Below are 26,637 nucleotides of genomic sequence, written 5' to 3' on the forward strand. Positions count from 1 at the left end.
CCCATGCGACGTCGTCTGCTGGCCGGTTTCACGGCCCTCGCCATCGCCATGTTGGGGGCGGTCATCCTCATCAAGGAAGTCGAGAGCTACAAGGAGGAGGCTCGCGCCGACGAGGAGCTCGTCTCGGTGCTCGTCGTCGACGATTTCGTGCCTGCCGGCGCGGACGCGATCACCGTCAGCGGCGCGGTCCGCACCGAGGAGGTGCCCACCCGCCTGGTGGCGCCCGACGCCATGACCGACATCAGCGGCGCCTCCGGCAAGGTCACCACCACGGACCTGCTGCCCGGCGAGCAGCTGCTCACCGACCGCTTCGTCGACCCGGCCGCGCTCGCGCCCGAGGGCACGGTCCTCGCGCCGGCAGGCGCCGTCGAGGTGACCGTCGCGCTCGACGCGCAGCGAGCCGCCGGTGGCGCGCTGCAGGCGGGGGACAAGGTCGGCGTCCAGCTGACCAGCCAGCTCCCGGACGTGGACGGCCTCACCGCCTACACCGTCTTCAAGGTCTTCCACCAGGTGCTCGTCACCCGGGTCGAGGTGCCCACCGACGCCGCCACCGGCTTCCTGGTCACCCTCGCCGTCTCGCCCGCCGACGCCGAGCTGCTCGTCATCGGCTCGACCGCACAGGCCCTCTACCTCTCCCTCGAGACGCCCGCCGCGGGCGCCGCGGGGACCACCGCCAGCACCAGCACCACCTCCGGAGGCGACAAGTGACCCAGGTCCTCACCGTCGGCGTCGGCGCCGACCTCGTCCAGCGCTTCGCCCACGCCAGCAACGGCGCGCTGCTGAACCTCGGCGTCGAGTCGCTCGACGCCGAGGGCGGCCTGCTCGCCCGGATCGCCGAGGCCGGCAGCCCGCAGGTGGTCGTGCTCGGTCCCGCCGTGCCGCTCGAGCGGGCGTTCCTTCTCGCCGGCCACGTCGACGTCGCCGCCCCGACCACCAGCGTCGTCGTCGTGGCCCCGGCCGACCCCGACCTGTGGATGGCGGCCATGCGCGCCGGCGTCCGCGACGTCCTCGCCGCCGACGCCGGCCCGGGCGAGGTCGCGGCGGTCCTCGGCCGCGCCGGTGACCTCGCGCGCGCCCGGTGGGAGGCCACCCAGGCCGGCACCGCCTCGCGCCCCGACCACCGCGTCATCGTCGTCGCCTCGCCCAAGGGCGGCGTCGGCAAGACCACCGTGTCGACCAACCTCGCCGTCGGCCTGGCGAAGGCCGGCGTCGGCCCGACCGTCATCGTCGACCTCGACGTGCAGTTCGGCGACGTCGCCAGCGCCCTGGCCCTCGCGCCGGAGTACTCGCTGCCCGACACCGTGCACGGCGCGGCCAGCAACGACCCGCTGGTCCTCAAGACCTTCCTCACCCGGCACCCCAGCGGCCTCTACGTGGTCGCCGGCAGCGAGTCGCCGGCCTCCGGCGACGCCGTGACCGCCGAACAGGTCGGCCGGCTCATCGAGACGCTGAGCCACGAGTTCCGCTACGTCGTCGTCGACACCGCGCCGGGCCTGTCCGACCACACGCTCATGGCGCTGGAGAAGGCCACCGACCTGGTGCTCATGAGCAGCATGGACGTCCCGGGCGTGCGCGGTCTGCGCAAGGAGCTCGACGTCCTGCAGGAGCTCGGCCTCGTCCCCGCCGGCCGGCACCTGGTCATCAACATGGCCGACTCCGCGGGCGCGCTGTCGATGGCCGACGTCGAGACGACCGTGGGCGCGCCGCTCGACGTCGTCCTGCCGCGCACCACCGCCGTCCCGCTGTCGACCAACACCGGCGCGCCGCTGCTGGAGTCCGGCAGCCGCGACGCCGTCGCCCGCGGCCTGCAGACCCTGCTCGGCCGGATGCTGCCCGACGGCGGCCCGCGGAAGTCCGGCCTCTTCGGCCGCCTCCGGGCGGGCTCGCGGTGAACCTCAATGACCGGGTGGCCCTCGCGCGCGGGGAGGCGGCCCTCGGCGCCGACCCCGTGCGGGTGGCCCGCAGCACGCCCGAGGTGATCGAGCACGGCTCGCTCGCCACCCGGGCCGCGGCGGCGCACCCCGTCCCCGAGCCCGGCGCGCTGCCGGGCCCGCGGCCGGCCGCCGAGGCCGCGGTGGCCGGCGGCGACGCGCTCGGCCGGCTCAAGGACCGCGCCCGCCGGTCGCTGTTCGAGCGGCTGGGCGCCAAGCTCAGCGACGGCAACCTGCCCGAGGACCAGCTGTTCGCGATGGTCCGCGCCGAGCTGCAGCGGGTGGTCGCGAACGAGCAGACCCCGCTGTCGGCCGAGGACCGCCGCCGGCTCATCTCCGAGCTCACCGACGAGGTGCTCGGGCACGGCCCGCTGCAGCCCTACCTGGACGACCCCGCCGTCAGCGAGGTCATGGTCAACGGCCCGGACTCGGTCTACGTCGAGCGCAACGGCCGGATCAGCCGGACGACGGCGTCCTTCGCCGACGAGCAGCACCTGCGTCAGGTCATCGAGCGGATCGTGTCCCGGGTCGGCCGCCGCATCGACGAGTCCTCCCCGCTGGTCGACGCCCGCCTCGCCGACGGCTCCCGCGTCAACGCCGTCATCCCGCCGCTGGCCTTCAGCGGCTCGACGCTGACCATCCGCAAGTTCAGCCGCGACCCGTTCCAGGTGGCCGACCTCATCTCCTTCGGCACCCTGTCGCCGGACATGGCCGAGCTGCTGCGCGCCTGCGTCGAGGCCCGGCTGAACATCGTCGTCTCCGGCGGCACCGGCACCGGCAAGACGACGCTGCTCAACGTCCTGTCGTCGTTCATCCCGGAGAACGAGCGGATCATCACCATCGAGGACGCCGTCGAGCTGCAGCTGCAGCAGGAGCACGTCGTCCGGCTGGAGTCCCGCCCCGCCAACATCGAGGGCAAGGGCGAGATCACCATCCGCGACCTGGTGCGCAACTCGCTGCGCATGCGCCCGGACCGCATCGTCGTCGGCGAGGTCCGCGGCGGCGAGAGCCTCGACATGCTCCAGGCGATGAACACCGGCCACGACGGCTCGCTGTCGACGGTGCACGCCAACACCCCGCGCGACGCCATCGCGCGGCTGGAGACCCTCGTGCTGATGGCCGGCATGGACCTGCCGCTGCGGGCCGTGCGCGAGCAGGTGGCCTCCGCCGTCGACGTCATCGTGCAGATCAGCCGGCTGCGCGACGGCACCCGCCGGGTCACCCACGTCACCGAGGTGCAGGGCCTGGAGGGCGACACCGTCACCCTGCAGGACGCCTTCCTCTTCGACTACTCCGCCGGCACCGACCTCAACGGCCGGTTCCTCGGCCGCGCGGTGCCCACCGGCGTGCGCCCGCGGTTCACCGAGAAGTTCGCCGAGCTCGGCATCAGCCTGTCCTCCCGGGTCTTCGGCGTCTCGCCGCAGCGGCCCGCCTTCGGGGGCCGCGGCTGATGACCCCCATGCTGTGGGTCGCCGTCGGCGCGGTGGCCCTCGGGCTGGCGACCGGCGTGCTGGTGCTCGCCGTGCCGCGCCCGCCGCGGGTGGGCCTGGACCGGCTCGCTCCCGGCGCGCGGCCGCAGCAGGCCACCCGGCTGGGCGGCGCCGCCGACGACACCGCGGCGCTGGCCGACCGGGTGCTGCGGCGGCTCGGCCGCGCCGAGCAGCTCGAGCTCGCGCTGGAGCGCGCCGGGATCTCCCGGCCGCCGGCCGAGGTGGCGCTGGTCGTCACCGGGGCCACCGCCGGCGCGGCGCTCGCGGGCGGCGTCCTCGGCGGGGTGGTCCTCGGCGTGCTGCTCGCGGTGCTCCCGCCCGTCGCCGCCGTCGTCTGGGTCAACGGCCGGCGCGACCGGCGGCAGGCCGCCTTCGCCGACCAGCTCGACGACGCCCTGCACCTCATGGCCAGCAGCCTGCGGGCCGGGCACAGCGTGCTGCGCGCGCTCGACGCCGTCTCCCGCGACGCCCCGGAGCCGACGTCGATCGAGTTCTCCCGCGTGGTCAACGAGACCCGCGTGGGCCGCGACGTCAACCGGGCACTGGAGGAGGTGGCCGAGCGCACCGCCAGCCGCGACTTCGCGTGGGTCGTGCAGGCCATCGCGATCCACCGCGAGGTCGGCGGCAACCTGGCCGAGGTCCTCGACCGGGTCAGCACCACCATCCGCGAGCGCAACGCCCTGCGCCGGCACGCCCGCTCGCTGTCGGCCGAGGGCCGCATGTCCGGCCTGGTGCTCATGCTCATGCCGGTCGGCGTCTTCTGCTTCCTGTCCCTGATCTCGCCGACCTACTTCGACCAGATCACCGGCACCTCGGCCGGCGTGGTCATGCTCGTCGTCGCCGCGGTGCTCATGCTGCTCGGCGGGCTGTGGCTGCGGGCCGTCGTCAAGGTGAGGTTCTGATGCCCGGGATCGTGCTGGCCGGCGTGCTGGCGATCGTCCTGCCGCTGGGCCTGTCGGTGCACGTGGCGCTGTCCCGCTCGGGGCGGGTGCTGTCGATCGCGCGGCGCAACCTCACCCGGGGGCTGTTCTCCACCACCTACGAGGTCGGCTCGCTGGAGGCGCGGCGCACCGGCTGGGGCGCGGTGCTGCGGGCCCTCACCCCCGACCCGGCGGCACGCCGGGTCCGCCGGCTGCTCGACCTCGCCGGCCGGCCCGAGGGCTGGACGATGACCCGCCTGCTGTGGGCCAAGCTCGCGCTGGGCGCCGCCGCTGTGCTCGTCGCGGCGGTCGCGTTCACCGAGAACCCGGGGCTGCTGGTCGGCGTGCTGTGCGTCGCCGGCGTCGCCGTGGCCTACCACGTGCCGGAGATCCTGCTGCACGGCCGCGGCCAGGAGCGCCAGGCGGCGATCGCCCTGGAGCTGCCCGACGTCCTCGACCAGATGACCATCGCCGTCGAGGCGGGGCTGGGCTTCGAGGGCGCGCTGGCCCGCGCCGCTGCCACCGGCACCGGCCCGCTGGCCGGCGAGCTGGTGCGCACGCTGCAGGACGTCACCGTCGGCCGCCCGCGGCGCGAGGCCTACGAGGCGCTGGTCAAGCGCACCCAGGTCGAGGACCTGCGCCGGTTCGTCAGCGCCATCAACCAGGCCGACGCCTACGGCATCGCCGTCGTCGACGTGCTGCGCGTGCAGGCCGACGAGATGCGGCTCAAGCGCCGCCAGCGCGCGGAGGAGCAGGCCGCGAAGGTGCCGGTGAAGGTCACCTTCCCGCTGATCGCGTGCATCCTGCCGGCGCTGCTGGTCATCGTCGTCGGCCCGATGATCGCCGGCCTCGGCGAGGTCATGTAGCTGCCCGGCCCCGGCGCTCCGGGGCCGGGACGCAGGCGGCCGCGCACCCCGGTGGGGTGCGCGGCCGCCTGCGTGTGCGGGGCCGGTCAGCGCGGCTGGCCGGGGTTGGTCGGGTCGCCCTGCGACGGCGGGTTGATCTTCGGTCCGGTGGTCGCCTCGGACACCTTGGAGCCCCCGCTCGCGTGCACCGGGTCGTCGGCCGCCGCGGCCGCCGGGTCACCGCCGGAGGGCTGCGCGCCCTCGTGCAGTGACGCCAGCCGGTTCTCCATGGCGGTGACGACCTGCAGGCGCCGGGCGTGGGAACGCTCGTAGTCCAGCAGTGTCTGCAGGCCGGTCGCGTCCAGCGTGCGGATCCGGGAGATCAGTCCCCCCACCGGCAGGTGGTCGTAGTCGGGCAGCGGCAGCTGGTCGTGCTCGGTCATGGGGCAGCGCCTACCCGTCCTCTCCCGTTCCGACACGGTGTGTGGGGGTGGGGCCGGTGGGTAGGCGGCGGACAGTGCGCGTCCCGCCGAGGACGCCGTCCCACCGATCCGCACCGAGGAAGTGGTCCCACCCATGGACGTGTCGTTCCTGGCACCCGTCTTCGACGCCGCCGGCCCCTACGCCACGGTGACCGCCGACGTCACGCACAACACCGAGACCGCCGACACCGAGCTGGAGCTCAAGGTCCGCGCGGTCGCCGAGAAGCTCAGCGAGCAGGGCGCGCCCGAGGCCGTCGTCGAGGCGGTGCGCGGCCGGCTGCTCGAGGGCAACGACGGGGGCGAGGCCGGCACCGTCCGCGGCCGCGCGGTCGTGGTGGCCGCCGACGGCACCGTCGTCTTCGACTCCCAGCTCGCCGACGTGCCGCGGCAGGAGCTCGCGCAGTGGTCGCCGACGCCGGACCTGCTGCCGGTGCTGCGCGCGCTGCCCGGTCGCATCCCGCACGTCGTCGTGCTCACCGACCGCACCGGCGCCGACCTCACCGTCGCGAGCCTCCCCGGGCACGCCGAGGAGGAGGAGACGGTGAAGGGCGACACCTTCCAGATCCGCAAGTTCCAGGGCGGCGGCTGGGCCCACCACCGGTACCAGCACAACGCGGAGAACAAGTGGGTGCACAACGCCGAGGACGTCGCCCAGCACGTCTCCTCGGTGGTCCGCCGGTTGCACCCCCGCTTCGTGCTGCTCGCCGGTGACATGCGGGCCCGCCAGATCCTCACCGACCGCGCCAGCGACCTGTGGTCGGACCTCATCGTGTCCATCGACGAGGGCGGGCGGGCCGCCGGCGCCGACCGCGAGCCGGTGGAGCGCAAGGCCGCCGAGCTGGTCGCCGAGCACGAGGCCCGGGACGAGGCCGACGCCGTCGAGAAGATCAGCTCGGCCGGTGCCCACGGCCTCGCGGTGACCGGCACGGCGAACGTCGTGGGGGCGCTCCGCAAGGCCCAGGTGGAGACGCTCGTGCTCGCCGAGCCGGCCGACGACGAGGAGCTGCTCGTGGGCGGCTCGCCGCTGGAGCTCGGCGTCGCGCAGGCCGACATGGACGCCCTCGGCGTGCAGGAGGCGCGCTCGGTGCCGGCCACGAACGCGCTGCTCGCGGCCGCCGTCGCCAGCACCGCCGGCGTCGTCGTGGTCCCGCGCGCGGCCATGCCCGGCGACATCCCGGTGGCGGCGATCCTGCGCTACACCGACGACTCGACCCCCACCCCGCAGTGACGGAGGCAGCAGACATGACCGATCCCCGCCAGGAAGGCACCCCCGCCGGCACCAGCCCGGCCGACGTCGACCACCGCGCGGCCATCGCCGAGGCCCTCGGCAAGGAGGTCTGGCCGGCCGACCGCGACGCGCTCGTGGCCAAGGCGCAGGAGTCCCACGCCCCCGATCGCGTGCTCGGCGACCTGCGCCGCCTGCCGGAGGGCCAGACCTTCGAGAACGTGCAGGACGTCGCCCGGGCGCTGGGCATCGGCACCGAGCAGCAGCGGTTCTGACCCGGTGACCACCAACAAGGAGCCCAGCGCCGAGGCCCTCGCCAACCTCACCGAGCACAACATCGAGACGCGCGCGGACCTGCTGCCGGAGGAGGCGGCGGTGCGCGGCACGGGCATGGAGGAGGTCGCCGCCGAGGTGATCCTCGCCGAGTCCGAGGAGCGCACCGCGCACCCCGACCCCGACGACGCCCAGGGCGCGCACCGGCAGTCGGCGGAGACGGCGGACCTGCCCTGAACGGAGGGGGCGGCGAGCCGCACGAGCACCCGGTCCAGCTGCGCTGGTCGGACACCGACGTGTTCGGCCACGTCAACCACGCCCGGGTGCTCGGGCTGCTCGAGGACGCCCGCCTGGCGATGGCCGACCCGTCGCCGGGCGCGGGGATCATCCTCGCCCGGCTGGAGATCGACTACCTGCGGCAGGTCCACTACCGGGTGGCCGAGCACCTGACGGTCACCAGCACGGTGACCCGGCTGGGCCGCAGCTCGATCGGCATGCGCCAGGACCTCACCCAGGACGGCGAGGTGGCCCTGCGCGCGGAGATGGTGCTGGTCACCTTCGACTACGCCGCCGACCGGTCCGCGCCCATGACCGAGGCGCAGCGGGCGCACTGGGCGCGCTGGCAGGTGGGCTGACCCCGCTCCGGCGGGGTCAGCCGGCCGGGGGAGCGGTGCTGTCCCGGACCACCAGGCGGGTGGCCAGCTCGATGCGCGGGGTCTCCACCGGCTCGCCGCGCACCATCCGCAGGACGGTGCGCGCCGCCAGCGTGCCCATCTGCGCGAGCGGCTGGTGCACCGTGGTCAGCGGCGGCGAGGACCACTGCGCCTGCGGCAGGTCGTCGAAGCCGACGACGCTGAGGTCCTCGGGCACCCGCAGGCCCCGGCGGCGTGCGGCCTCGTAGACGCCGAGCGCCATCTGGTCGTTGGCGGCGAACACCGCCGTCGGCCGGTCGGGCAGCGCCAGCAGGCGCTCGCCGCTCTCCGACCCGGAGCGGTAGCCGAAGTCGCCCTCGACGACGAGGTCGGGGTCGACGGCGACGTCGACCGCGCCCAGGCCGGCGCGGTACCCGTCCATCCGGGCGCGGCTGGACCACAGCGGGGCCGGCCCGCCGACGAAGCCGATGCGCCGGTGCCCGAGGCCGGTCAGGTGGTCGGTGGCGCTCAGGCCGCCGGCCCAGTCGGTCGCGCCGACGGTGGGGACGTCGAGGGAGGGCACGCCCGCCGGGTCGATCACCACGGCCGGCACCTGCAGGTCGCGCAGCTCCGACCCGAGCACCGGGTCGAGCTCGCTGGTCACCAGGATGACGCCGTCGCTGGCGCGGGCGGCGAGGTTCTCCAGCCACGCGCGGGTGGCGCTGACGCGGCGGTGGATGGCCGAGACGACGGTGCCGACGCCCTCGGCGTGCGCGGCGTCCTCGACGCCGCGGATGATCTCCAGCGCCCAGGGGCTGTCGAGGTCGTTGAACACCAGGTCGACCAGGCGGGCGCGCTCCCGCGGGCGGCCGCCGCGGCGCTGGTAGCCGTGCTCGCGCAGCAGCGCCTCGACCCGCTCGCGGGTGTGCGGGGCGACGTCGGAGCGCCCGTTGAGCACCCGGGACACCGTGGGCAGGGAGACGCCCGCCTCCGCCGCGATCGCCGCGATGGTGACGGCTCGGCCCTGACTCTCGGACACGCGTGCCTCCTGCCTCGGTGCTGGTCAGCCTAGGGCTGCCGCCTCCGGCACCGGCCGGACCCGGGGTCGGCCTTGACCCGTCCGGGTCGGGTTCGTAACGTGGCTCATGTTCCGGAACATTCCGAAAAGCAGAGTCGCTCCTCCCGGAAGGTCCTCCCCGCATGCGTTCCTCTCGCAACCGCACCCTCGCCCGCGGCGCCGTCGGGCTCGGGCTCGCGCCCCTCCTGCTGGCCGCCGCGGTGCTCCCCGCGTCGGCCGCGCCCGGTCCGCAGGGCCCGCCGCCGCACGCCAACGAGGACCAGTCGTACGGCCAGGCCAAGCAGAACGGCCTGCGCACCGTCGCGCCCGACGACCTCGTCATCGGCACCGCTGCCGCCGGCGGCGGGCACCACGTCACGGCCGGCTACCCCGACCCGTTCACGTACGACCGGCAGTACCGGCGGATCCTCAATGCCGAGTTCAGCTCCGTCTCGCCCGAGAACCAGATGAAGTGGGAGTTCCTCGAGCCCGAGCGCGGCCAGTACAACTGGGGCCCGGCCGACGCGATCGTCGAGAACGCCGAGCGCAACGGCCAGGCCGTCCGCGGGCACACCCTGCTGTGGCACAGCCAGAACCCGGCGTGGCTCACCGAGGGCGTGGCCAGCGGCGAGATCGACGACGCCGAGCTCCGGCAGATCCTCGAGGACCACATCCGGACCGTCGTCGGCCGCTACGCGGGCCGCATCGACCAGTGGGACGTCGCCAACGAGATCTTCACCGACGCGGCGACGCCGCGGCTGCGTCCGGAGAACTTCTGGATCCAGCGGCTCGGGCCGGGCATCGTCGCCGACGCGTTCCGCTGGGCGCACGAGGCCGACCCGCAGGCGACGCTGTTCCTCAACGACTACGCCGTCGAGCACATCGGGCCCAAGAGCGACGCCTACTACGCCCTCGCGCAGGACCTGCTCGCCCAGGGCGTGCCGCTGCACGGCTTCGCCGTCCAGGCGCACCTGAGCTTCGAGTACTCGTTCCCGGCCTCCCTGCAGGAGAACCTGCAGCGCTTCGACGACCTGGGCCTGGAGACGGCGGTCACCGAGCTCGACGTCCGCATGCCGGTCGCCGAGGGCGGCCCGACCGAGGCCCAGCTGGAGCAGCAGGCCGACTGGTACCAGCAGGCGCTGGAGGCCTGCCTCGGTGTGGAGGAGTGCAACTCCTTCACGATCTGGGGCTTCACCGACGAGTACTCGTGGGTGCCCTACTTCTTCGAGGGCACCGGTGCCGCGAACGTCATGTTCGAGGACTACGAGCGCAAGCCCGCGTACTGGGCGCTGCACGAGACCCTCGCCGCGGCGCAGGACTGAGCGGGGGAGCGCGATGACCTCGAGGCGGACCCGCCTGCGCCTGCTCGCCGTTCCGCTCGCCGTCGGGGCGCTGCTGTCCGGCGCCGCCCCGGCGCTGGCCGGCGGCACCGGGGCGGGCCCCGGCCAGGGCGGCCCGGCCACCGCCGACGTCGTCACCACCACGCGGCTGGGCGGGCAGGTCGCCGCCCTGACCTTCGACGACGGACCGAACCCGCACGACACCCCGCGGCTGCTCGAGGTGCTGGCCGAGAACGACGTGAAGGCGGTGTTCTGCCTCTGGGGTGACGTGGTGCGGCAGAACCCCGACCTGGTGCGGCAGATCGTGGCGGCGGGGCATACCCTCTGCAACCACACGATGCACCACGAGGACCTCGCCACCTGGACGCCGGAGGCCGTCCGGGCCGACCTCGAGGCCACCTCGGCGCTCATCCGGGAGGTGGCGCCCGGCGCGCCCATCCCGTACTTCCGCGCCCCGTACGGGTCGTGGGGGCAGAGCGCGCAGGTGGCCGCGGACCTGGGCATGCAGCCGCTGGGCTGGACGGTGACCATCGAGGACTGGGAGACCCAGGACGCCGACGTGCTCACCGAGCGGCTGGAGTCGCGGATCCGGGCCAACCCGGGCGCCGTCGTCCTGCTGCACGACGGGCCGGTGATGGACCGCAGCGGCACCGTCGAGGCGGTGGCGCGCGTGGTCCCGGAGCTGCGGGCCGAGGGCTGGCGGTTCCACAAGCCCGACCGCCGGGGCTGACCGACGGGCTGCCCGGCCGCACCCCGGCCGGGCAGCCCGCCGTTCCCCGGCGTCGCGGCTGGGTAGGTCCGTCCCATGCCGAAGACGACGAAGAGCGGGAAGGCGAAGCAGGACGAGATCCCCAGCACCCTGCAGCGCTCCGACGAGAAGGCGCAGCGCACCTTCGCCAAGGCGCACGACTCCGCCGCGGAGAGCTACGACGGCGACGAGCAGCGCGCCAACCGGGTGGCGTGGGCGGCGGTCAAGCACACCCACGAGAAGGTCGGCGACCACTGGGAGCCGAAGGACCACAACGGCCCCTCCGACGCGCAGGCCGAGGGCGGCGCCGACACCGACCGGGAGACCAGGGGCGGCGTCGACGCCAACGCCACCAAGGAGCACCTCATGGACGTGGCGAAGCGGCTCGACGTGCACGGCCGGTCGTCCATGACCAAGGACGAGCTCGTCGACGCCATCCAGAAGGCGAGCGACCGCGAGACCCGGAAGGCGCGCGAGGGCTAGCTAGCCGGCGGGCAGCGTCCAGAGCTCCCGCTGCGGGGCGCCGAGGAACACCGTGCCGGCGGGCGTGAGCTCCACGCCCTCCTCCAGCGCCAGGCGCACGCACTGGCCGCCCCACTCGCGCACCGGCACGCGCACGGCCAGCTCGAGGGCGAAGACGGTCGCCGGGCGCAGCACCCGCTCGCCGTCGCCGGGGACGCCGTCCTGACGGTCCCAGCGGCCGATCGCCGGGCCCGCGCCGTGCCCGTGCACGCCGACGGGGTGGGAGTAGACCTCCGCGTCGAGGCCCTCGGCGGCCGCGGCGGCGCGGGCGGCGGCCAGCACCTCGTCGCCGGTGCGGCCGGCCGCGAGGGCCTCGGCGGTGAGCGCGCGCACCCGGGTGCCGGCGGTCCAGGCCGCCTGCAGCCCCGGCGGCGGCGCCGTCTCGCCCTCCCGCAGCAGGTAGGCGCTGCGCTGCAGGTCGGTGGCCAGGCCCAGGCTCGCCAGGCCGGCGTCGCAGGTGACCAGGTCGCCAGGCCGCAGCACCGTGTCCTGGGGCAGCGACGGCAGCGCGGTCCCGCCGTCGTCGGCCAGCGGGACACCGGCCCGCTGCACGGTCACGCCGGGGTGGAACCACGGCGGCACGCCGAGGTCGGCCAGCCGCTGGTGCACCGCCCACGCCAGGTCGGCGGCCGTCGTGGAGCCCGGGACGACGACGTCGGGGGAGAGGGCGTGCGCGAGCACCCGGTCGGTGAGCCGGTTGAGCGCGTCGAGGGCGGCGACCTCCTCCGGCAGCCGCGTCTCCAGCCAGCCGACGACGAGGTCCTCCGCCGACACCACCCGGTCCGCCCACGGGCCGAGGGCCTCGGTGAGCGCGCGGTGCTCGGCCACCGACAGCCCGTCGGCCGCCGCGCAGCGGCCGGAGACGTCGACGCCGATCCGGCGCGGGGCGGCCTGCTCGACGATCCGCCGGACCGCGGACCACTGCCCGCCGTCGCCGGGCGCCCAGCCGGCCAGGAACTGGCCCACCGGGTAGCGGGAGACCGCGACGGGCGTGACGCCGTCGTCGCTGCGGTGCAGGACGAGGACGGTGCGCCGGCGCGCCGAGAGCCAGCTGGCCGGCAGCAGGGTGGCGAGCACCGGGTCCTCGTTGTTCTCCCGGCCGGTGACGATCCACAGGTCGATGCCGGCGCGGTCCATGAGCCCGGGCAGCAGGTCGAGCAGGCGCTGGGTCAGCCACCGGTCGCGGACGTCGGCCTGCTGCCGCAGCGGCAGCGGGACCGTCCGTGTCGGGTCCGGGACGACCAGCGTCATGTAGGACAGGGAAGCAGAGAAACGCCATCCCCACCGGGTGGGACGAGAGGTCAGCCGGCGTCGGAGGGCAGCGCCGGGCCGGGGACCGTCGGCGGGTCGACCCGCTCGTCGCGTGGCGCGGGGCGGGGCCGCGGCGGCGCCGGCCATCCCACCCGGTCGCGGCCGCCCTGCTTGGCGGCGTACATGGCGGCGTCCGCCCGGTCCACCAGCCACCACAGTTCCGCGGCGGCGTCGTCGCCGTCGGCGGGCCGGGTGAGCGCGACGCCGATCGAGGCGGTGACGGCGTGCCCGACGTCGGTGCGGGCGGCGGACACCGCGTGCCGCAGCCGCTCGGCGAGCCGGCCCGCCTCCCCGGGGTCGCCCACCAGCCCGAGGACGACCATCTCCTCGCCACCGAGCCGGGCGAGCACGTCGCTGGGGCGCACGCTGCGGCCGAGGGCGTCGGCCACCGCGCGCAGCACCGCGTCGCCGGCGGCGTGGCCGTGCACGTCGTTGACCTGCTTGAAGTGGTCGAGGTCGATCACCAGCGCGGCGACCCGCAGGCCCTCCCGGCGGGCGTGGCGCCACAGCCGCGGCGCCTGCTCGACCAGGTGCCGCCGGTTGGCCAGCCCCGTCAGCGGGTCGCGCTGCGAGAGCTCCTCGGTGGCCACGAGCAGCCGCTGCACGCGGCGGCGCAGCAGGAACACCCCGGTGGCGACGACGTCGAGCATCCCGGCGTGCACCACGACCTGGACGGCGAGGTCGACCCGGTCGGGATAGCTGCCGGCCATGGCGACCAGGACCGACACCGGCGTGACCGCCAGCGAGACGGCGAACATCCAGCCGTCGAGGAACCAGGCGGCGGTGAGCGCGACGAACAGCAGCATCATCGGCGTCGCGTGCCGCACCGGGTCCTCGATGCACAGCGCGACCACGGCGTAGATGACCTCGCCGAGCAGCACCAGGCCGAAGGTCGACCAGCGGTCCACCCGGCGGCGCACCGCGAGCACGAGGGCCGCGACCAGGAGGGTGGCCATGGTGAGGCCGTAGGTCCAGCGCACGGCGCCCTCGCGCACGACGCCGTCGAGCGCGAGGTTCAGCAGGCCCATGCCGCCACCGACCACCAGCAGCACCGCGAGCGCGAGGGCGGTGACCCGGCGGTCGGAGCCGGCGGACCCACCGGCGGACGGCTGCGCGACACCGGTGACGGAGCGTCGGTCGGAGGTCACGGCGTGAGGATGCCGCACGTCAGGGCCTCAGAGGGAGGTCGCGCGCGCGGTCCGCGACACGCCCGGCGGTGCCAGGCTCCCCGGCATGTCGCACCCCGACCCCGCACTCGTCGACCTCCGGCTGCTCGCCGACCACCCGCTGGCCGAGGCCGGCACCGCCGCCCTGCGGATGGTGGCCCCCGGGAAGGTCACCGCCGGCCGGTTCGGGCTGGTCGAGTACCGGCTCGGCCCGCACTCGCCCGGCGCCGCGCCGCACTACCACCAGACCTTCTCGGAGTCCTTCTACGTGCTCTCCGGCCGGCTGACCCTGCACGCCGACGGGGAGTGGCGCACCTGCGGTCCGGGCGACTTCGCGCTCGCCCACGAGCGCGGCGTGCACGGCTTCCGCAACGACTCCGACGAGCCGGCGTCCTTCCTCATCCTGTTCACCCCGGGCATCGCCCGCGAGGAGTTCTTCGCCGAGATGGCCGAGATGCGCCGCAGCGGCCGGCGGCCCTCGCCGGAGGAGATGACGGCGTTCTACGCGCGGCACGACCAGGTGATGGTGGAGGGTTGAGCACGGGGACCGGCTGGGCACGGCTCCTCGCGACACCCCGAGACGAGGAGGTGCGCCGCGATGGCGCAGGGACCGTGGTTCTACTGCCTGAAGCACCACGCCGTGGAGACCCGTGACGGCTGCGCCGAGCGGCACCGCCTCGGCCCGTACGCGACGCGCGAGGAGGCCGAGCACGCGTTGCAGTCGGTGGCCGACCGCAACGAGCGCCTCGACGCCGAGGACCGCGAGTGGCGGGAGGGCGACTGAGTGACCTCCGCAGCGGCCGACCGGCCGGTCGACGACCTGCTCGTCGGGGTGCTCGGGGGCGCCGGCCCGCTGGGGCGCGGGCTGGTGCTGCGGCTGGCCGCCGCCGGGCAGCGGGTGCTGCTCGGCGACGCTGACGCCGAGCGCGCCCGCGCCGTCGCCGCGGAGGTGGCGGGCCTCGCGTCCGCGGCCGGCGGCGGGGAGGGACCGGTGCAGGGCGGGGCCGACGCCGACGTCGCCGGCGCGGCCGACCTCGTCGTCGTGGCGGTGCCCTTCGCCGAGCACGCCGGCACCGTCCGCGGCCTGGCCGAGGCGCTGGCGGGCAAGGTCGTCGTCGACGCGGTGGTCCCGGTGGGCACCGACGACCTCGGCACCTACCTCGTCGACGTCGAGGAGGGCAGCGCCGCCCAGCAGGCCGCCGCGCTGCTGCCCGACTCCGCCGTCGTCGGGGCGTTCCACACCGTGCCGGTCGCGGCGCTCGCCGACCTCGCCCGCCCCACCGTCGACGCCGACGTGCTGGTGGCCGGCGACGACGCCGCGGCGACCGCCACCGCCCAGGCGCTGGCCGGGCGGCTCCCGGGGATGCGCGGGGTGTACGCCGGGCCGCTGCGCAACGCCCGCCACCTGGAGGCGATGGCCGTGGTGCTGGGCTCGGTCGACGAGCGGTACGGCGCGGCGGCGGGGCTGCGCGTCACCGACGTCTGAGGGCCCGCTCCAGCAGCGCGGGCGCCACCTCGGCCGGCGCGGGCATGGCGGCCATCTCGGCGGCCACCTCGCGCGCCGCAGCCCGGAGGGCGGGATCGCCGGCCAGCCGGCGCAGGTGCGTGCCGGTCACCTCGCCGGGGTCGGCGGCCAGGCCGGCGCCGCGGGCGGCGAGCAGGTCGGCGTTCGTACGGCGGTCGCCGGCACCGCGGACCACCAGTTGCGGCACCCCGGCGGCCAGCGCGGTGAGCAGGGTCCCGGCACCGCCGTGGTGGACGACGCCCGCCGCGGCGGAGAGCACCCGCGGGAACGGCAGCCAGCCCGTCGTGGTGACCTCGGGCGGGAGTGGGCGACGGGTCGCCTCCCGGTCGGGTCGGACGAGGACGACGTCGAGGCCGGTGCCGGCGGCCGCGGCGGCGACGTCGGCCATCAGCCGGTCGCGGCCCGGCGCCGCCACGGTGCTCCGGCTGACCAGCACCCGCGGCCGCGGCCCGGGCTCGGCGAACCGCCCGTCGGAGGGCCGCTCGGGCGTCCACGGGACGAAGCGCATCGGCCGGCCCGCGCGCTCGCCCACCAGGCTGGGCGGCGCGGTGGTGACCACCTCCACCGGCGGCGGCACCTCGCCCAGCCGGCGGGCGCGGGCGTGCACGCCGAGGGCCGCCTCGCGCAGGACACCGGCGTCGAAGAGGTTGCCCTCCACCAGCACCGCGGGGACGCCGAGGCGGGCGGCGGCCTCGGCGCCGGCCGGGGCGAGCGGCTCGTGCACGACCAGGTGCGGGCGCAGGCGGGCGGCCAGCGAGACGACGCCGCGGGCGGTGCGGGCGCCGAGCCGGCCGAACAGCAGCCCGACGGCGTCGGTGCCGCCCCGGCCGATCAGTTCCCGCCGGGCGAGCAGCGGGTGGCGCAGCATCAGCGAGCCGAACAGCGGCCCGAGTCGCAGGCCGGGTGCGACGTCGGCCGGCGACAGCTCCGGCGGGCAGACGGCCAGGCCGTCGCCCGCGGTGGCCAGCACGACCTCGGCGCCGGCGTCGCGCATCGCCAGCGCGAGCGGGACCAGCGGCAGGACGTGGCCGGTCAGGGGCGAGGCGACGACCAGGACGCGCACGCGGTCAGGCTGGCCGCCGTCCTCGGGCCGCACAAGGCGTTCCCCCGCGCCGCTGCGCAGGCGACCATGGGGTCGTGCTGGTGCTCGCGGGCGCGATGGCGGTGCTGCACGGCGCCGTCGTCCTGTTCATGCTCACGGGCTCGCTGCTGGCCCTCCGGTGGCCGCGGCTGGTGGTGCTCCACGCGCCGGTGGCGCTGGCCGTGCTCGCCGTCAACCTGGCCGGAGCGCCGTGCCCGCTGACCACGCTGGAGCTCGCGCTGCGGGCGGCCGGCGGGGCGGCGCCCTACGACGGCGGCTTCCTCGGGGAGTTCGTGTTCGGGCCGGTCGGCCTCGACGTCCGCTCGGCCGCCGTCCAGGTGGGGATGTACGCCGTCGCGATCGGCCTCAACGCGCTCGGCTACGGCCTGCTGCTCCGCCGGGCGGTCGTGCACCGGCCGCTGCGCCGGTGACGTGCGGTTGCGGCGCGTCCTCGGACGAGAACGCGCCGCCGGCGCACATCACCGCGGCGCGGGGCTACTCGAAGGAGTGCTCTGGGCCGGGGAAGACGCCGCCGCGGACCTCGTCGGCGTACTCGCGGGCCGCGCGCAGCAGCTCCCCGCGCAGGTCGGCGTACCGCTTGACGAACTTCGGCACCCGCCCGCCGTTGAGCCCGGCCATGTCCGGCCACACGAGCACCTGCGCGTCGCAGTCCGGGCCCGCACCGATGCCGATGGTCGGGATGGACAGCTCGGCGGTGACCCGCCGGGCGACGTCGGCGGGCACCATCTCCAGGACGACGGCGAACGCGCCGGCCTCCTGCACGGCGAGGGCGTCCTCGAGCAGCTGGTCGGCGCCGGCGCCGCGCCCCTGCACCCGGAAGCCGCCGAGGGCGTGCTCGCTCTGCGGCGTGAAGCCGACGTGCGCCATCACCGGGACGCCGTTCTCCGTCAGCAGCCGGATCTGCGGCGCGACCCGCACCCCGCCCTCGAGCTTGACGGCCTGCGCGCCGCCCTCCTTCATCATCCGCACCGACGTCTCGAACGCCTGCTGCGGACCGGACTCGTAGCTGCCGAACGGCAGGTCGGCCACGACCAGCACCCGCTGCGTCGAGCGGGTGACCGCCTTGGTCAGCAGCAGCAGGTCGTCGACGGTCACCGGCACGGTCGAGGAGTGCCCGAGGACGACGTTGCCCGCGGAGTCGCCGACGAGCAGCACCGGGATGCCGGCCTCCTCGAACACCTGCGCGCTGTAGGTGTCGTAGGCGGTGAGCATCGCCCACTTCTCGCCGCGCGCCTTGGCCTGCTGCAGGTGGTGGATGCGCACCCGGGCGGACGACGTCCCGCCGTACAGCACCGACTCGCTCACGCCTGGGCTCCTTCGCGGACGCTGGGCAGGCTCTCCCGCCAGCGGTTGGTGATCGGGAGGCGCCGGTCGCGGCCGAACGCCTTGAGGCTGATCTTGGTACCGGGCGCGGACTGCCGGCGCTTGAACTCCGCGATGTCGACCAGCCGCAGCACCCGCGCCACCACCTCCGGGTCGTGGCCGCGCTGGAGCAGGGCGGCCATGCCGAGGTCGCGGTCGACGTAGTCGCCGATGACGGCGTCGAGCTCCTCGTAGGAGGGCAGCGAGTCGCTGTCCTTCTGCCCGGGCGCGAGCTCGGCGGACGGCGGCTTGTCGATGGAGTTCTGCGGGATCGGCTCGGTCTCGCCGCGCTCGCGGGCGTACGCGTTGCGCCAGCGGGCGAGCTCCCACACGAGCGTCTTGGGGACGTCCTTGATCGGGGCGAACCCGCCCGCGGCGTCGCCGTAGAGCGTCGAGTAGCCGACGGCGACCTCGCTCTTGTTGCTCGTGGCCAGCAGCAGGTGCCCGTGCTGGTTGGACAGGCCCATGAGCAGCGTGCCGCGGATGCGGGCCTGCAGGTTCTCCGCCGCGGTCCCGGAGAGCTCCACCTGCGACTCGAAGGCGTCGACCATCGGCGCGATCGGCACGGTGGAGAAGTGCAGGCCCAGCCGCCGGGCGCTGTCCTCGGCGTCGGACAGCGAGTGCTCGCTCGACCACCGCGACGGCAGCGCGACGCCGTGCACCCGGTCGGCGCCGAGGGCGTCGACGGAGAGCGCGGCCACCAGCGCGGAGTCGATGCCGCCGGAGAGCCCGAACACCACCGACGGGAAGCCGTTCTTGTCGATGAAGTCGCGCAGGCCGAGGACCAGCGCCCGCCAGACCTCCTCGGGGTCGGACAGCGGCTCGGCGACGTGCCCGGCCCGCGGCTCGAACGCCGGCACCGGCTCCTCGGACAGCACGGTGCGGGTGACCGTCATCGGCCCGATCCGGCCCTCGCGGCGCTGCGTCACCCGGCCGCGGTCGAGGGTGAGGTCGACGCAGAGCAGGTGCTCGACGAACTGCGGCGCGCGGGCGAGCAGCTCGCCGTCGGCGGAGACGGCGAGCGAGTCGCCGTCGAAGACCAGCTCGTCCTGCCCGCCGACCTGGTTGCAGTAGAGGACCGGCGCGTTCGCCTCGGCCGCGCGGCGGCGCACCAGCGGCAGCCGCAGGTCGTCCTTGGCCCGCTCGTAGGGGGAGGCGTTGGGGGAGACGACGAGGTCGACGCCGGCCTGCCCGGCCACGCCGCACGGGCCGCCCTCGACCCAGAGGTCCTCGCAGATGGTCAGCGCGACGTCGACGCCGCGGAAGCGCACCACCTGCAGCTCGGAGCCGGGCACGAAGTAGCGCGCCTCGTCGAAGACGCCGTAGTTGGGCAGGTGCCGCTTGGCGTAGCGGCCCACCACCCGCCCGCCGTGCAGCAGGGCGGCGGCGTTGCGGGGCTGGATGCGGCGCGGGTTGGCGTCGCCGGGGCGCTCCTCGTCGAGGGTCTCCTCGTCGCTGGGCGCGGTGTCGACCGTGGCCGAGCCCTCGGTGTGCGCCAGGTACCCGACGACGACGGCGACCTCGCCGAGCCCCTCGCGGTCCAGGGTGGCGGCGAGATCGACGAGCGCCCGCTCGCTGGCCTCGGCGAACGACTCGCGGAGCACCAGGTCCTCGGCCGGGTAGCCGGTGAGCGTCATCTCGGGGAACACCACGAGGTGCGCGCCGTCGTCGGCCGCCCTCCGGGCCCACGCGACGACCAGCGCGGCGTTGCCCTCGAGGTCGCCGACGCGGGTGTCGACCTGGGCCATCGCGACCCTCAGCTGCACGGAACCGTCCACGGGCCACAGTCTCGCCGTCGCCGTCCGCGGGCGGCCACACGGGCTCCCCGGCGACACGGTGCCGCCCGCCCGTGTGTGCGACCGCCGGACCGGGCAGGGTGTGCAGCGACGTCACACCCTGGAAACGAGCGGACCCGATCATGGCCAGCATGGACCGACAGCAGGAGTTCGTCCTGCGCACCCTCGAGGAACGCGACATCCGCTTCGTGCGGCTGTGGTTCACCGACGTCTCGGGCTACCTCAAGGCCGTGGCGGTCGCGCCGGCCGAGATCGAGGCCGCCTTCGCCGAGGGCATCGGGTTCGACGGCTCGGCGATCGAGGGCTTCGCGCGCGTCTACGAGTCGGACATGCTCGCCAAGCCCGACCCGGGCACCTTCCAGGTGATGCCGGCGACCAAGGGCGGTGCCAGCGACACCGCGCGGATGTTCTGCGACATCACGCTGCCCGACGGGTCGCCGTCGTGGGCCGATCCGCGGCACGTGCTGCGGCGGGCGCTGTCGAAGGCCGCCGACATGGGCTTCACCTTCTACACCCACCCCGAGGTCGAGTTCTTCCTGCTCGAGGACCTGCCCACCGACGGCAGCGCCCCGAGGCCCGCCGACAACGGCGGCTACTTCGACCTGTCCACGCACAACGTGGCGCACGACTTCCGGCGCGAGGCGGTCTTCGCGCTGGAGGCGATGGGCATCTCGGTGGAGTTCAGCCACCACGAGGTCGCGCCGGGCCAGCAGGAGATCGACCTGCGCTACGCCGACGCGCTGTCGATGGCCGACAACGTGATGACGCTGCGGCACGTCGTCCGGGAGGTCGCGCTCGCCCAGGGCGTGCACGCCACGTTCATGCCCAAGCCGTTCACCGACCTCGCCGGCTCGGCGATGCACACCCACGTGTCGCTGTTCGAGGGCGACCGCAACGCCTTCCACGACCCGTCGGACCCGATCAAGCTCTCGGCCACCGGGCGCCAGTTCATCGCCGGGCTGCTCACCCACGCGCGCGAGTTCACCGCCGTCACCAACCAGACGGTCAACTCCTACCGGCGGCTGCTGGCCGGCACCGAGGCGCCGACGGCGGCCACCTGGGGCCGGGCCAACCGCTCGGCGCTGGTGCGGCTGCCGTCGTACAAGCCGTCGAAGGCGCAGTCGGCGCGGGTGGAGGTCCGCTCGCCGGACTCCGCGTGCAACCCGTACCTGACCTTCGCCGTCCTGCTGGCCGCCGGGCTGCGCGGGATCGAGAAGGGCTACGAGCTCCCGCCCGAGGCCGAGGACGACGTCTGGTCGCTCACCGACACCGAGCGCCGCGCCGCCGGCTACGAGGACCTGCCGGTGTCCCTCGGCGAGGCGCTGACGGCGATGCAGGGCAGCGAGCTGGTCGCGGAGACCCTCGGCGAGCACGTGTTCGAGTTCTTCCTCCGCAACAAGTGGGAGGAGTTCAACTCCTACCGCCAGAACGTGACGCCCTTCGAGCTCAAGCGCTACCTCCCCGGCCTGTAGCGGCCGACAGCGCTCCGCTCCTGGGGTGTTCTTCGTGCTACTGCGGTGCTGCAGGACCGCAGGAGCACGTAAAGCGCCCCGAGAGTGCGGGCCGGTGAGGGCCAAGAGCGCGACAAAGGCCCTTCCGGCGGACCCGGCCGGGGGCACGTGCCGCCTCTCGCCCGCGGAAGGCCGGCGGAGGCGGCCGCGCCGGGCGGGCGGGGAGGCGGCTGACGGGCCGGGGGACGGCGGCGCACTAACCTCGGCGTCGTGCCGGAGACCGCCGCCCACCTGCTCGTCGTCGTCCCGAGCGACACCGCGCCACCCGCCCGGCTGGGGGAGTGGCTGCGCGCCGCCGGCCTCGACCTCGACGAGCGGCACCTCGGCGCCGGCGACGCCCTGCCCGCGGACCTGTCGGGGCACGACGGCCTGCTGGTGATGGGCGGCCCGCAGTCGAGCGTCGACGCCGCCGCCACCGAGCTCGAGCCCGTGCGCGAGCTCCTGCGCCGCGCGATCGCCACCGACGCGCCGGCGCTGGGCGTCTGCCTCGGCGCGCAGCTCATGGCGCAGGCCGGCGGTGGGCGGGTGCGGGTCGGCGTCGACGGCCCCGAGGTCGGTGCCGGGCTGGTCGCCAAGCGCGACGCCGCCGAGACCGACCCGCTGTTCGGCCCGGTGCCGCTGAGCCCCGACGTCGTCCAGTGGCACCACGACGAGATCTCCGAGCTGCCGCCCGGCGCCACCCTGCTCGCCGCCGGCGTGCGCTATCCGCACCAGGCCTTCCGCGTGGGCCGGGCGTGCTACGCGCTGCAGTTCCACGTCGAGACGACGCCGGAGATCGTCCGCGCGTGGGCCGACGGCGACCCCGTGGGCGTGGCCGCCACCCCGTTCGACGCCGCGGAGATCGCCGAGCGCGCCGCCGCGGTGCACCCCGACGTCGAGGCGGTCTGGGCGCCGTTCGCCGGCCGCTTCGCCGACCTGGTCCGCGCGGCCCGCGGCGCCACCGTCTGACGTGACCGCCTCCCGCGAGGTGCCGCGCCGCGCGGTGGTGCGGCTGGCCCGCTTCGGCTTCGACGACGGCGAGAAGGCGGCGCTGCTCCTGTCGGACCCGGCGCTGGGCCTGTGGGACCTCGACCGCAACGAGCCCGCCGACCTCGAGGCCGGCCCGGTCGTCTCCGCGCTCGCCCGCGCCGGCGACCCCGACCTCGCCGTCCGGTCGCTGTCGCGGCTGGTCGAGGCCCTCGACGCCGCCGACGACACCGGCGGCGCGGCGGCGGGCCTGCTCGCCCGGCTCCGCGGGTCCGGCGCGCTGCGCAGCCGGCTGCTGTCGCTGCTGGGCGCCAGCGCCGGCCTCGCCGACCACCTCGCCGCCCACCCCGCCGACTGGTCCGTCCTCGACGACGCCGACCACGGCCCCGTCCGCCCGGCCGCCTACGCGATCGAGCGGGACATGCTGGCCGCCGTCGGCGCCGACCCCGACGACCCGCCCTGGGGCGTGCGCCTCGGGAAGGCGGCGCCCGACGCGTCGCCGCAGCGGGTCGCGGCGCTGCGCGCGGCCTACCGCCGGGCCGTCCTCTCCCTCGCCGGCCGCGACCTGGGCGAGGGGTTGCCCGCCGAGGACGTCGCCGCCGAGCTCGCCGACATCGCCGCCGCGGTGCTCACCGCCGGCCTGGCACTCGCCGTCGCCGAGCAGCCCGCGAGCGCCGCCCCGTGCCGGCTGGCGGTCATCGCGCTCGGCAAGACCGGCGGGCGGGAGCTCAACTACGTCAGCGACGTCGACGTCGTGTTCGTCGCCGAGCCGGTCGACCCCAGCGACCCCGAGGCCCCGGCCGTGCAGAGCGCCACCCGGGTGGCCGCCGCGCTCATGCGCATCTGCCACGAGGCGGCCTGGGAGGTCGACGCCGCGCTGCGCCCGGAGGGCAAGGCCGGGGCGCTGGTGCGGACGCTGGCCAACCACGTCGCCTACTACCGGCAGTGGGCGAGCACCTGGGAGTTCCAGGCGCTGCTGAAGATGCGCGCGGTCGCCGGCGACCCCGACCTCGGCCGCGCCTACGTCGACGAGCTGTTCCCGATGGTCTGGCAGGCCGGCGAGCGCCCCGGGTTCGTCGCGGACGTGCAGGCGATGCGCCGGCGGGTGGAGGACAACATCCCGCCCGCCCAGGCCGACCGGGAGATCAAGCTCGGCCGCGGCGGACTGCGCGACGTCGAGTTCGCCGTCCAGCTGCTGCAGATGGTGCACGGCCGGGTCGACGTGCGGTTGCGGGTCGGCGGCACGCTGCCCGCCCTGCACGCGCTGCGCGCCGGCGGCTACGTGGGCCGCGACGACGCCGACACGCTCATCGCCTCCTACCGCTTCCTGCGCACCGTCGAGCACCGGCTGCAGCTGCTGCGGCTGCGGCGCACCCACCTGCTGCCCACCGACGAGCAGCAGCTGCGCTGGCTCGCGCGCTCGCTCGGCTACAAGCCCGACGCCCGCGGCACCGCCGTCGACGTGCTGCGCGCGGAGATGGCGCTGCACACGCGCGAGGTGCGGCGGCTGCACGAGAAGCTCTTCTACCGGCCGCTGCTGTCGGCGGTGGCCAAGGTGCCCGCCGAGGCCGCGCAGCTGGGCAGCGGGGCGGCCGGCGACTGGCTGCGCGCGCTGGGCTTCGCCGACCCCCAGGGGGCGCTGCGGCACATGGCCGCCCTCACCGGTGGGCTGTCGCGGTCGGCGTCGATGCAGCGCTACCTCCTGCCGGTGGTGCTGCAGACCCTCGCCGACTGCGCCGACCCCGACGCCGGGCTGCTCGCCTACCGGCAGGTGAGCGAGGCCCTCGGCGGCGACCAGTGGTACCTGCGGCTGCTGCGCGACGAGGGGTCGGTGGCCGAGCGGCTGGCCCGGCTGCTCGGGTCCAGCCAGTACGTGGCCGCGCTGCTCACCCGCACGCCCGAGGCGATGCGGATCCTCGCCGACGACGACGAGCTCGAGCCGCGCGGCGTCGAGACGCTGGCCCGCGCCTGGCGGCAGGCGGCCGGGCGCGCGCCCGACCCGCAGGCCGGCATCCGGGTGCTGCGCGGCCTGCGCCGCCAGGAACTGCTGCGCATCGCCTCCGCCGACCTGCTGGGGCGCCTCGACGTCGGCCGGGTGGGGGAGGCGCTCACCGCGGTCGCCGTCGCCACGCTGCAGGTGGGCCTCGACACCGCCGTCCGCGCCTGGGCGCGCGAGACCGGCACCGACCCCGCCGACGTCCCCATGGAGCTCGCCGTCATCGGCATGGGCCGGCTCGGCGGCGGCGAGATGGGCTACGGCTCCGACGCCGACGTGCTGTTCGTCCACCGGGCGCGCCCGGGCACGGAGGAGTCGCGGGCGACGCAGGCGGCCAACGCCGTCGCGCACACGCTGCGCCGGCTGCTCGGCGAGCCCGCGCCCGACCCGGCCTTCGAGGTCGACGCCGACCTGCGCCCCGAGGGCCGCCAGGGCGCGCTGGTGCGCAGCCTCGACGCCTTCCGCGAGTACTACGAGCGCTGGGTGTCGGTGTGGGAGGTGCAGGCGCTGCTGCGCGCCACCCCCGTCGCCGGCAGCGCCGAGCTGGGGGAGGCCTTCGTCGAGCTGGTCGACCCGCTGCGCTACCCGGCCGAGGGGCTCACCGACGCGCAGGTCGCCGAGATCCGCCGGATCAAGGCCCGCGTGGAGCGCGAGCGGCTGCCCCGCGGGGCCGACCCGGCGACGCACACGAAGCTCGGCCGCGGCGGGCTGGCCGACGTCGAGTGGACGGTCCAGCTGCTGCAGCTGCAGCACGCGGCCCGGGTGGCCGAGCTGCGGCAGGCCTCCACGGTGGGCGCGCTGGCCGGGCTGGCCGAGCACGACCTGCTGAGCGGCGAGCAGGCCGACGCCCTGCGCGAGGCGTGGGAGCTGGCCAGCCGGGCGCGCAACGCCGTCTTCCTGGTGCGCGGGCGGCCCAGCGACCAGCTGCCCCGCCCCGGGCTGGAGCTGGCCGGCGTCGCGCGGGCCAGCGGCGCCGGTCCCGACGTCGACCCCGGGCAGTTCCTCGACGAGTACCGGCGCACCACCCGGCACGCGCGGACCGTCGTCGAGCAGGTCTTCTACGGGCAGGCGCCCGGCGCCTGACACGCCGGGCGCCCCTGGCGCGCCGTGCGCGGGCGCTGGCAGCCTGTCCCCGGCCCGCAGCGCAGCCGGCATCCGGTCCGGCGCGGGGGAGTGGCTGCGGACGTCCCCCGTGGGGTCCTCGTGTCCCCGACGCTCTCCCGCCAGGTCCTGGCGGAGTTCCTCGGCACCGCGCTGCTCGTCGTCGTCGCGGTCGGGTCGGCCGTGGCCGGCCTCGACGTGCTCGGCCCGACGGGCGTGGCGCTCGCCTTCGGGTTCGTGCTGCTCGCCCTCGCCTACGCCATCGGCCCCGTCTCCGGGTGTCACGTCAACCCCGCCGTCACCCTCGGCGTGCTGCTCTCACGCGGCATGACCGCCGCCGAGGCGGTCGCCTACTGGATCGCCCAGGTGGCCGGCGCCGTGGCCGGCGCCGCGCTGCTGTGGCTGCTCACCGGCGACGTCGGCGGGGTGACCGACCAGACCGGGGCGCTGGGCGCCAACGACTGGGGCGACACCGAGACGGCCGGCGGCGCGTTCGTCGTCGAGTCGGTGCTCACCTTCGTCCTCGTCCTGGTCGTCCTGCTGGTCACCGCCCGGTCGGCTGCCCCCGGTTTCGCCGGGCTGGCCATCGGCCTGACGCTCACGGCGGTGCACCTGGTGGCCATCCCGCTCACCGGCACGTCGGTCAACCCCGCGCGGTCGATCGGCCCGGCGCTGTTCGCCGGCGGTGACCCGCTCGCGCACGTGTGGCTGTTCGTGCTCGCGCCGCTGGTCGGCGCCGTGGTGGCGGTGGCCGCCGCGCGCGCCCTGTCCGGGCCGGCTCCCGTCCTCGTCGATGGGACAGCCGCCGGGTCCGCCGACGGGACCGCCGCACCGGCGGCGGCCGCCGCTGACGCCACCGGCGCGGACGTGCCGTCCGCTGCCGGGCAGCGCACCCCCGGGCGGGAGGACGCCGGGCGCCGGCCCGTCTGACCCGCCGGGTGTGCCGCCCGGCCGGGCGGGGCACGCTGGGGACGTGAGCTCAGCCCTGCCCGCCGACCCGCCCGACGACGCCGACCTGCCCGACGACGCCGCTGCCGGCGCCACCATCACGCCCTACCGCGACGGGCCGCTGATCGTGCGCGGCGACTTCCGGCTGGTCGACCAGGACGGCACCGAGATCGACCCGGGACGCAAGACCGTGGCGCTGTGCCGGTGCGGGAAGTCGGGCATCAAGCCGTTCTGCGACGGCACGCACAAGCGCTCGGGCTTCTCCGCGCCCAGCGCGCCGAGCCGGCCGCGGCCCGCGGCGGCGATCCTGCGGGAGCGCCACCGGCAGGACCCGGCCGGGGTGCACGGCCAGGACCCGGCCGGGGTGCACGGCCAGGACCCGGCCGGG

Annotated in this window: 28 protein-coding genes; 21 read left to right on the plus strand and 7 right to left on the minus strand. The window is 75.8% G+C overall.

The features are described 5' to 3' along the window. The first annotated feature begins 3 nt into the window (after positions 1–3). Genes cpaB through WA616_RS23505 form a run of 5 tightly spaced genes read left to right on the plus strand, consistent with a single transcriptional unit; the run spans position 4 to position 5,207 of the window. Positions 4–708, plus strand: coding sequence for a Flp pilus assembly protein CpaB (cpaB, locus tag WA616_RS23485; RefSeq protein WP_336033666.1), 705 nt, complete (start codon positions 4–6; stop codon positions 706–708). After that, on the plus strand, positions 705–1,892 hold the full coding sequence (locus tag WA616_RS23490) for an AAA family ATPase (protein WP_336033669.1): 1,188 nt from the start codon (positions 705–707) through the stop codon (positions 1,890–1,892). The genes cpaB and WA616_RS23490 overlap by 4 nt, the downstream gene beginning before the upstream one ends. Beyond that, positions 1,889–3,382, plus strand: coding sequence for a CpaF family protein (locus WA616_RS23495; RefSeq protein WP_336033671.1), 1,494 nt, complete (start codon positions 1,889–1,891; stop codon positions 3,380–3,382). The genes WA616_RS23490 and WA616_RS23495 overlap by 4 nt, the downstream gene beginning before the upstream one ends. Next, complete coding sequence (locus WA616_RS23500) at positions 3,382–4,323, plus strand: type II secretion system F family protein (protein ID WP_336033672.1); 942 nt, start codon at positions 3,382–3,384, stop codon at positions 4,321–4,323. The genes WA616_RS23495 and WA616_RS23500 overlap by 1 nt, the downstream gene beginning before the upstream one ends. Next, the gene (locus WA616_RS23505; RefSeq protein WP_336033675.1) at positions 4,323–5,207 is read left to right on the plus strand and encodes a type II secretion system F family protein; all 885 of its coding nucleotides are present in this window, start codon (positions 4,323–4,325) and stop codon (positions 5,205–5,207) included. Before WA616_RS23500 ends, WA616_RS23505 begins: the two co-directional genes overlap by 1 nt. Positions 5,208–5,293: 86 nt before the next feature. Here WA616_RS23505 and WA616_RS23510 read toward each other — a convergent pair whose 3' ends face one another. Continuing rightward, positions 5,294–5,629, minus strand: coding sequence for a hypothetical protein (locus WA616_RS23510; protein WP_336033677.1), 336 nt, complete (start codon positions 5,627–5,629; stop codon positions 5,294–5,296). A 133-nt stretch (positions 5,630–5,762) separates the two neighbouring features. Here WA616_RS23510 and WA616_RS23515 point away from each other — a divergent pair, with 133 nt between their 5' ends. The 4 genes from WA616_RS23515 to WA616_RS23530 are packed head-to-tail and all read left to right on the plus strand — an operon-like array spanning position 5,763 to position 7,801. Then, complete coding sequence (locus tag WA616_RS23515) at positions 5,763–6,896, plus strand: baeRF2 domain-containing protein (RefSeq protein ID WP_336033679.1); 1,134 nt, start codon at positions 5,763–5,765, stop codon at positions 6,894–6,896. 14 nt (positions 6,897–6,910) lie between these two features. After that, entirely contained in the window at positions 6,911–7,168 is a 258-nt protein-coding gene (locus WA616_RS23520; RefSeq protein WP_336033681.1) for a DUF2795 domain-containing protein, read from the plus strand. Positions 7,169–7,172: 4 nt separating this feature from the next. Continuing rightward, on the plus strand, positions 7,173–7,403 hold the full coding sequence (locus WA616_RS23525; protein WP_336033683.1) for a hypothetical protein: 231 nt from the start codon (positions 7,173–7,175) through the stop codon (positions 7,401–7,403). A 38-nt stretch (positions 7,404–7,441) separates the two neighbouring features. Then, positions 7,442–7,801, plus strand: coding sequence for an acyl-CoA thioesterase (locus tag WA616_RS23530; RefSeq protein WP_336033716.1), 360 nt, complete (start codon positions 7,442–7,444; stop codon positions 7,799–7,801). A gap of 16 nt (positions 7,802–7,817) precedes the next feature. On the opposite strand, the gene WA616_RS23535 is transcribed toward WA616_RS23530, so the two are convergent. Next, complete coding sequence (locus tag WA616_RS23535) at positions 7,818–8,837, minus strand: LacI family DNA-binding transcriptional regulator (RefSeq protein ID WP_336033685.1); 1,020 nt, start codon at positions 8,835–8,837, stop codon at positions 7,818–7,820. Positions 8,838–8,998: 161 nt separating this feature from the next. Here WA616_RS23535 and WA616_RS23540 point away from each other — a divergent pair, with 161 nt between their 5' ends. The 3 genes from WA616_RS23540 to WA616_RS23550 all read left to right on the plus strand — a co-directional run bounded on the left by WA616_RS23540 (position 8,999) and on the right by WA616_RS23550 (position 11,426). Then, the gene (locus WA616_RS23540; protein WP_336033687.1) at positions 8,999–10,177 is read left to right on the plus strand and encodes an endo-1,4-beta-xylanase; all 1,179 of its coding nucleotides are present in this window, start codon (positions 8,999–9,001) and stop codon (positions 10,175–10,177) included. 13 nt (positions 10,178–10,190) lie between these two features. Continuing rightward, the gene (locus WA616_RS23545) at positions 10,191–10,925 is read left to right on the plus strand and encodes a polysaccharide deacetylase family protein (RefSeq protein ID WP_336033688.1); all 735 of its coding nucleotides are present in this window, start codon (positions 10,191–10,193) and stop codon (positions 10,923–10,925) included. A gap of 75 nt (positions 10,926–11,000) precedes the next feature. Further along, the gene (locus WA616_RS23550) at positions 11,001–11,426 is read left to right on the plus strand and encodes a ChaB family protein (RefSeq protein WP_336033689.1); all 426 of its coding nucleotides are present in this window, start codon (positions 11,001–11,003) and stop codon (positions 11,424–11,426) included. Here the strand turns inward: WA616_RS23550 and WA616_RS23555 are convergent, their stop codons facing one another. Continuing rightward, positions 11,427–12,716, minus strand: a complete 1,290-nt coding sequence (locus WA616_RS23555) for a M24 family metallopeptidase (protein WP_336033691.1) — start codon at positions 12,714–12,716, stop codon at positions 11,427–11,429. Between the two features lie 50 nt (positions 12,717–12,766). Next, entirely contained in the window at positions 12,767–13,924 is a 1,158-nt protein-coding gene (locus tag WA616_RS23560; RefSeq protein ID WP_336033692.1) for a GGDEF domain-containing protein, read from the minus strand. An 85-nt stretch (positions 13,925–14,009) separates the two neighbouring features. Here WA616_RS23560 and WA616_RS23565 point away from each other — a divergent pair, with 85 nt between their 5' ends. From WA616_RS23565 to npdG, 3 genes are read left to right on the plus strand one after another with little or no spacing between them, the layout of a single operon-like run. After that, a complete protein-coding gene (locus tag WA616_RS23565) occupies positions 14,010–14,480 on the plus strand; it encodes a cupin domain-containing protein (RefSeq protein WP_073422293.1) in 471 nt (156 codons plus the stop codon). Positions 14,481–14,540: 60 nt separating this feature from the next. Further along, the gene (locus tag WA616_RS23570) at positions 14,541–14,726 is read left to right on the plus strand and encodes a hypothetical protein (RefSeq protein WP_336033693.1); all 186 of its coding nucleotides are present in this window, start codon (positions 14,541–14,543) and stop codon (positions 14,724–14,726) included. Further along, complete coding sequence (npdG, locus tag WA616_RS23575) at positions 14,727–15,428, plus strand: NADPH-dependent F420 reductase (RefSeq protein ID WP_336033695.1); 702 nt, start codon at positions 14,727–14,729, stop codon at positions 15,426–15,428. Here the strand turns inward: npdG and WA616_RS23580 are convergent. Beyond that, the gene (locus WA616_RS23580; RefSeq protein WP_336033697.1) at positions 15,415–16,530 is read right to left on the minus strand and encodes a glycosyltransferase; all 1,116 of its coding nucleotides are present in this window, start codon (positions 16,528–16,530) and stop codon (positions 15,415–15,417) included. The genes npdG and WA616_RS23580 overlap by 14 nt on opposite strands. Before the next feature lie 74 nt (positions 16,531–16,604). On the opposite strand from WA616_RS23580, the gene WA616_RS23585 reads away from it, so the two are divergent. Beyond that, the gene (locus WA616_RS23585; protein WP_336033699.1) at positions 16,605–16,979 is read left to right on the plus strand and encodes a DUF2784 domain-containing protein; all 375 of its coding nucleotides are present in this window, start codon (positions 16,605–16,607) and stop codon (positions 16,977–16,979) included. A gap of 64 nt (positions 16,980–17,043) precedes the next feature. Here the strand turns inward: WA616_RS23585 and panB are convergent, their stop codons facing one another. Both panB and WA616_RS23595 read right to left on the minus strand, forming a co-directional pair. Then, entirely contained in the window at positions 17,044–17,874 is an 831-nt protein-coding gene (gene panB / locus WA616_RS23590) for a 3-methyl-2-oxobutanoate hydroxymethyltransferase (protein WP_336033701.1), read from the minus strand. Beyond that, positions 17,871–19,709 carry an NAD+ synthase gene (locus WA616_RS23595; RefSeq protein WP_336033703.1) on the minus strand — a complete coding sequence of 613 codons (1,839 nt, stop codon included), beginning with the start codon at positions 19,707–19,709 and terminating at the stop codon, positions 17,871–17,873. The genes panB and WA616_RS23595 overlap by 4 nt, the downstream gene beginning before the upstream one ends. 149 nt (positions 19,710–19,858) lie before the next feature. On the opposite strand from WA616_RS23595, the gene glnA reads away from it, so the two are divergent. The 5 genes from glnA to WA616_RS23620 form a co-directional block, all read left to right on the plus strand. Further along, positions 19,859–21,199 carry a type I glutamate--ammonia ligase gene (glnA, locus tag WA616_RS23600; RefSeq protein WP_336033705.1) on the plus strand — a complete coding sequence of 447 codons (1,341 nt, stop codon included), beginning with the start codon at positions 19,859–19,861 and terminating at the stop codon, positions 21,197–21,199. A 249-nt stretch (positions 21,200–21,448) separates the two neighbouring features. Further along, on the plus strand, positions 21,449–22,186 hold the full coding sequence (locus tag WA616_RS23605; RefSeq protein WP_336033707.1) for a type 1 glutamine amidotransferase: 738 nt from the start codon (positions 21,449–21,451) through the stop codon (positions 22,184–22,186). A gap of 1 nt (position 22,187) precedes the next feature. Beyond that, positions 22,188–25,283: a bifunctional [glutamine synthetase] adenylyltransferase/[glutamine synthetase]-adenylyl-L-tyrosine phosphorylase gene (locus WA616_RS23610; protein ID WP_336033708.1), complete on the plus strand. Its 3,096-nt coding sequence runs from the start codon at positions 22,188–22,190 to the stop codon at positions 25,281–25,283. A 120-nt stretch (positions 25,284–25,403) separates the two neighbouring features. Beyond that, positions 25,404–26,231 (plus strand): aquaporin, encoded by an 828-nt coding sequence (locus WA616_RS23615; RefSeq protein ID WP_336033710.1) that lies wholly within the window; start codon positions 25,404–25,406, stop codon positions 26,229–26,231. 43 nt (positions 26,232–26,274) lie between these two features. Then, positions 26,275–26,637, plus strand: a 363-nt coding sequence (locus WA616_RS23620; RefSeq protein ID WP_336033712.1) for a CDGSH iron-sulfur domain-containing protein, incomplete at its 3' end; no start/stop codon positions are given.

This window comes from Geodermatophilus sp. FMUSA9-8, assembly GCF_037034165.1.
In the GTDB taxonomy this organism is placed as follows: domain Bacteria; phylum Actinomycetota; class Actinomycetes; order Mycobacteriales; family Geodermatophilaceae; genus Geodermatophilus; species Geodermatophilus nigrescens.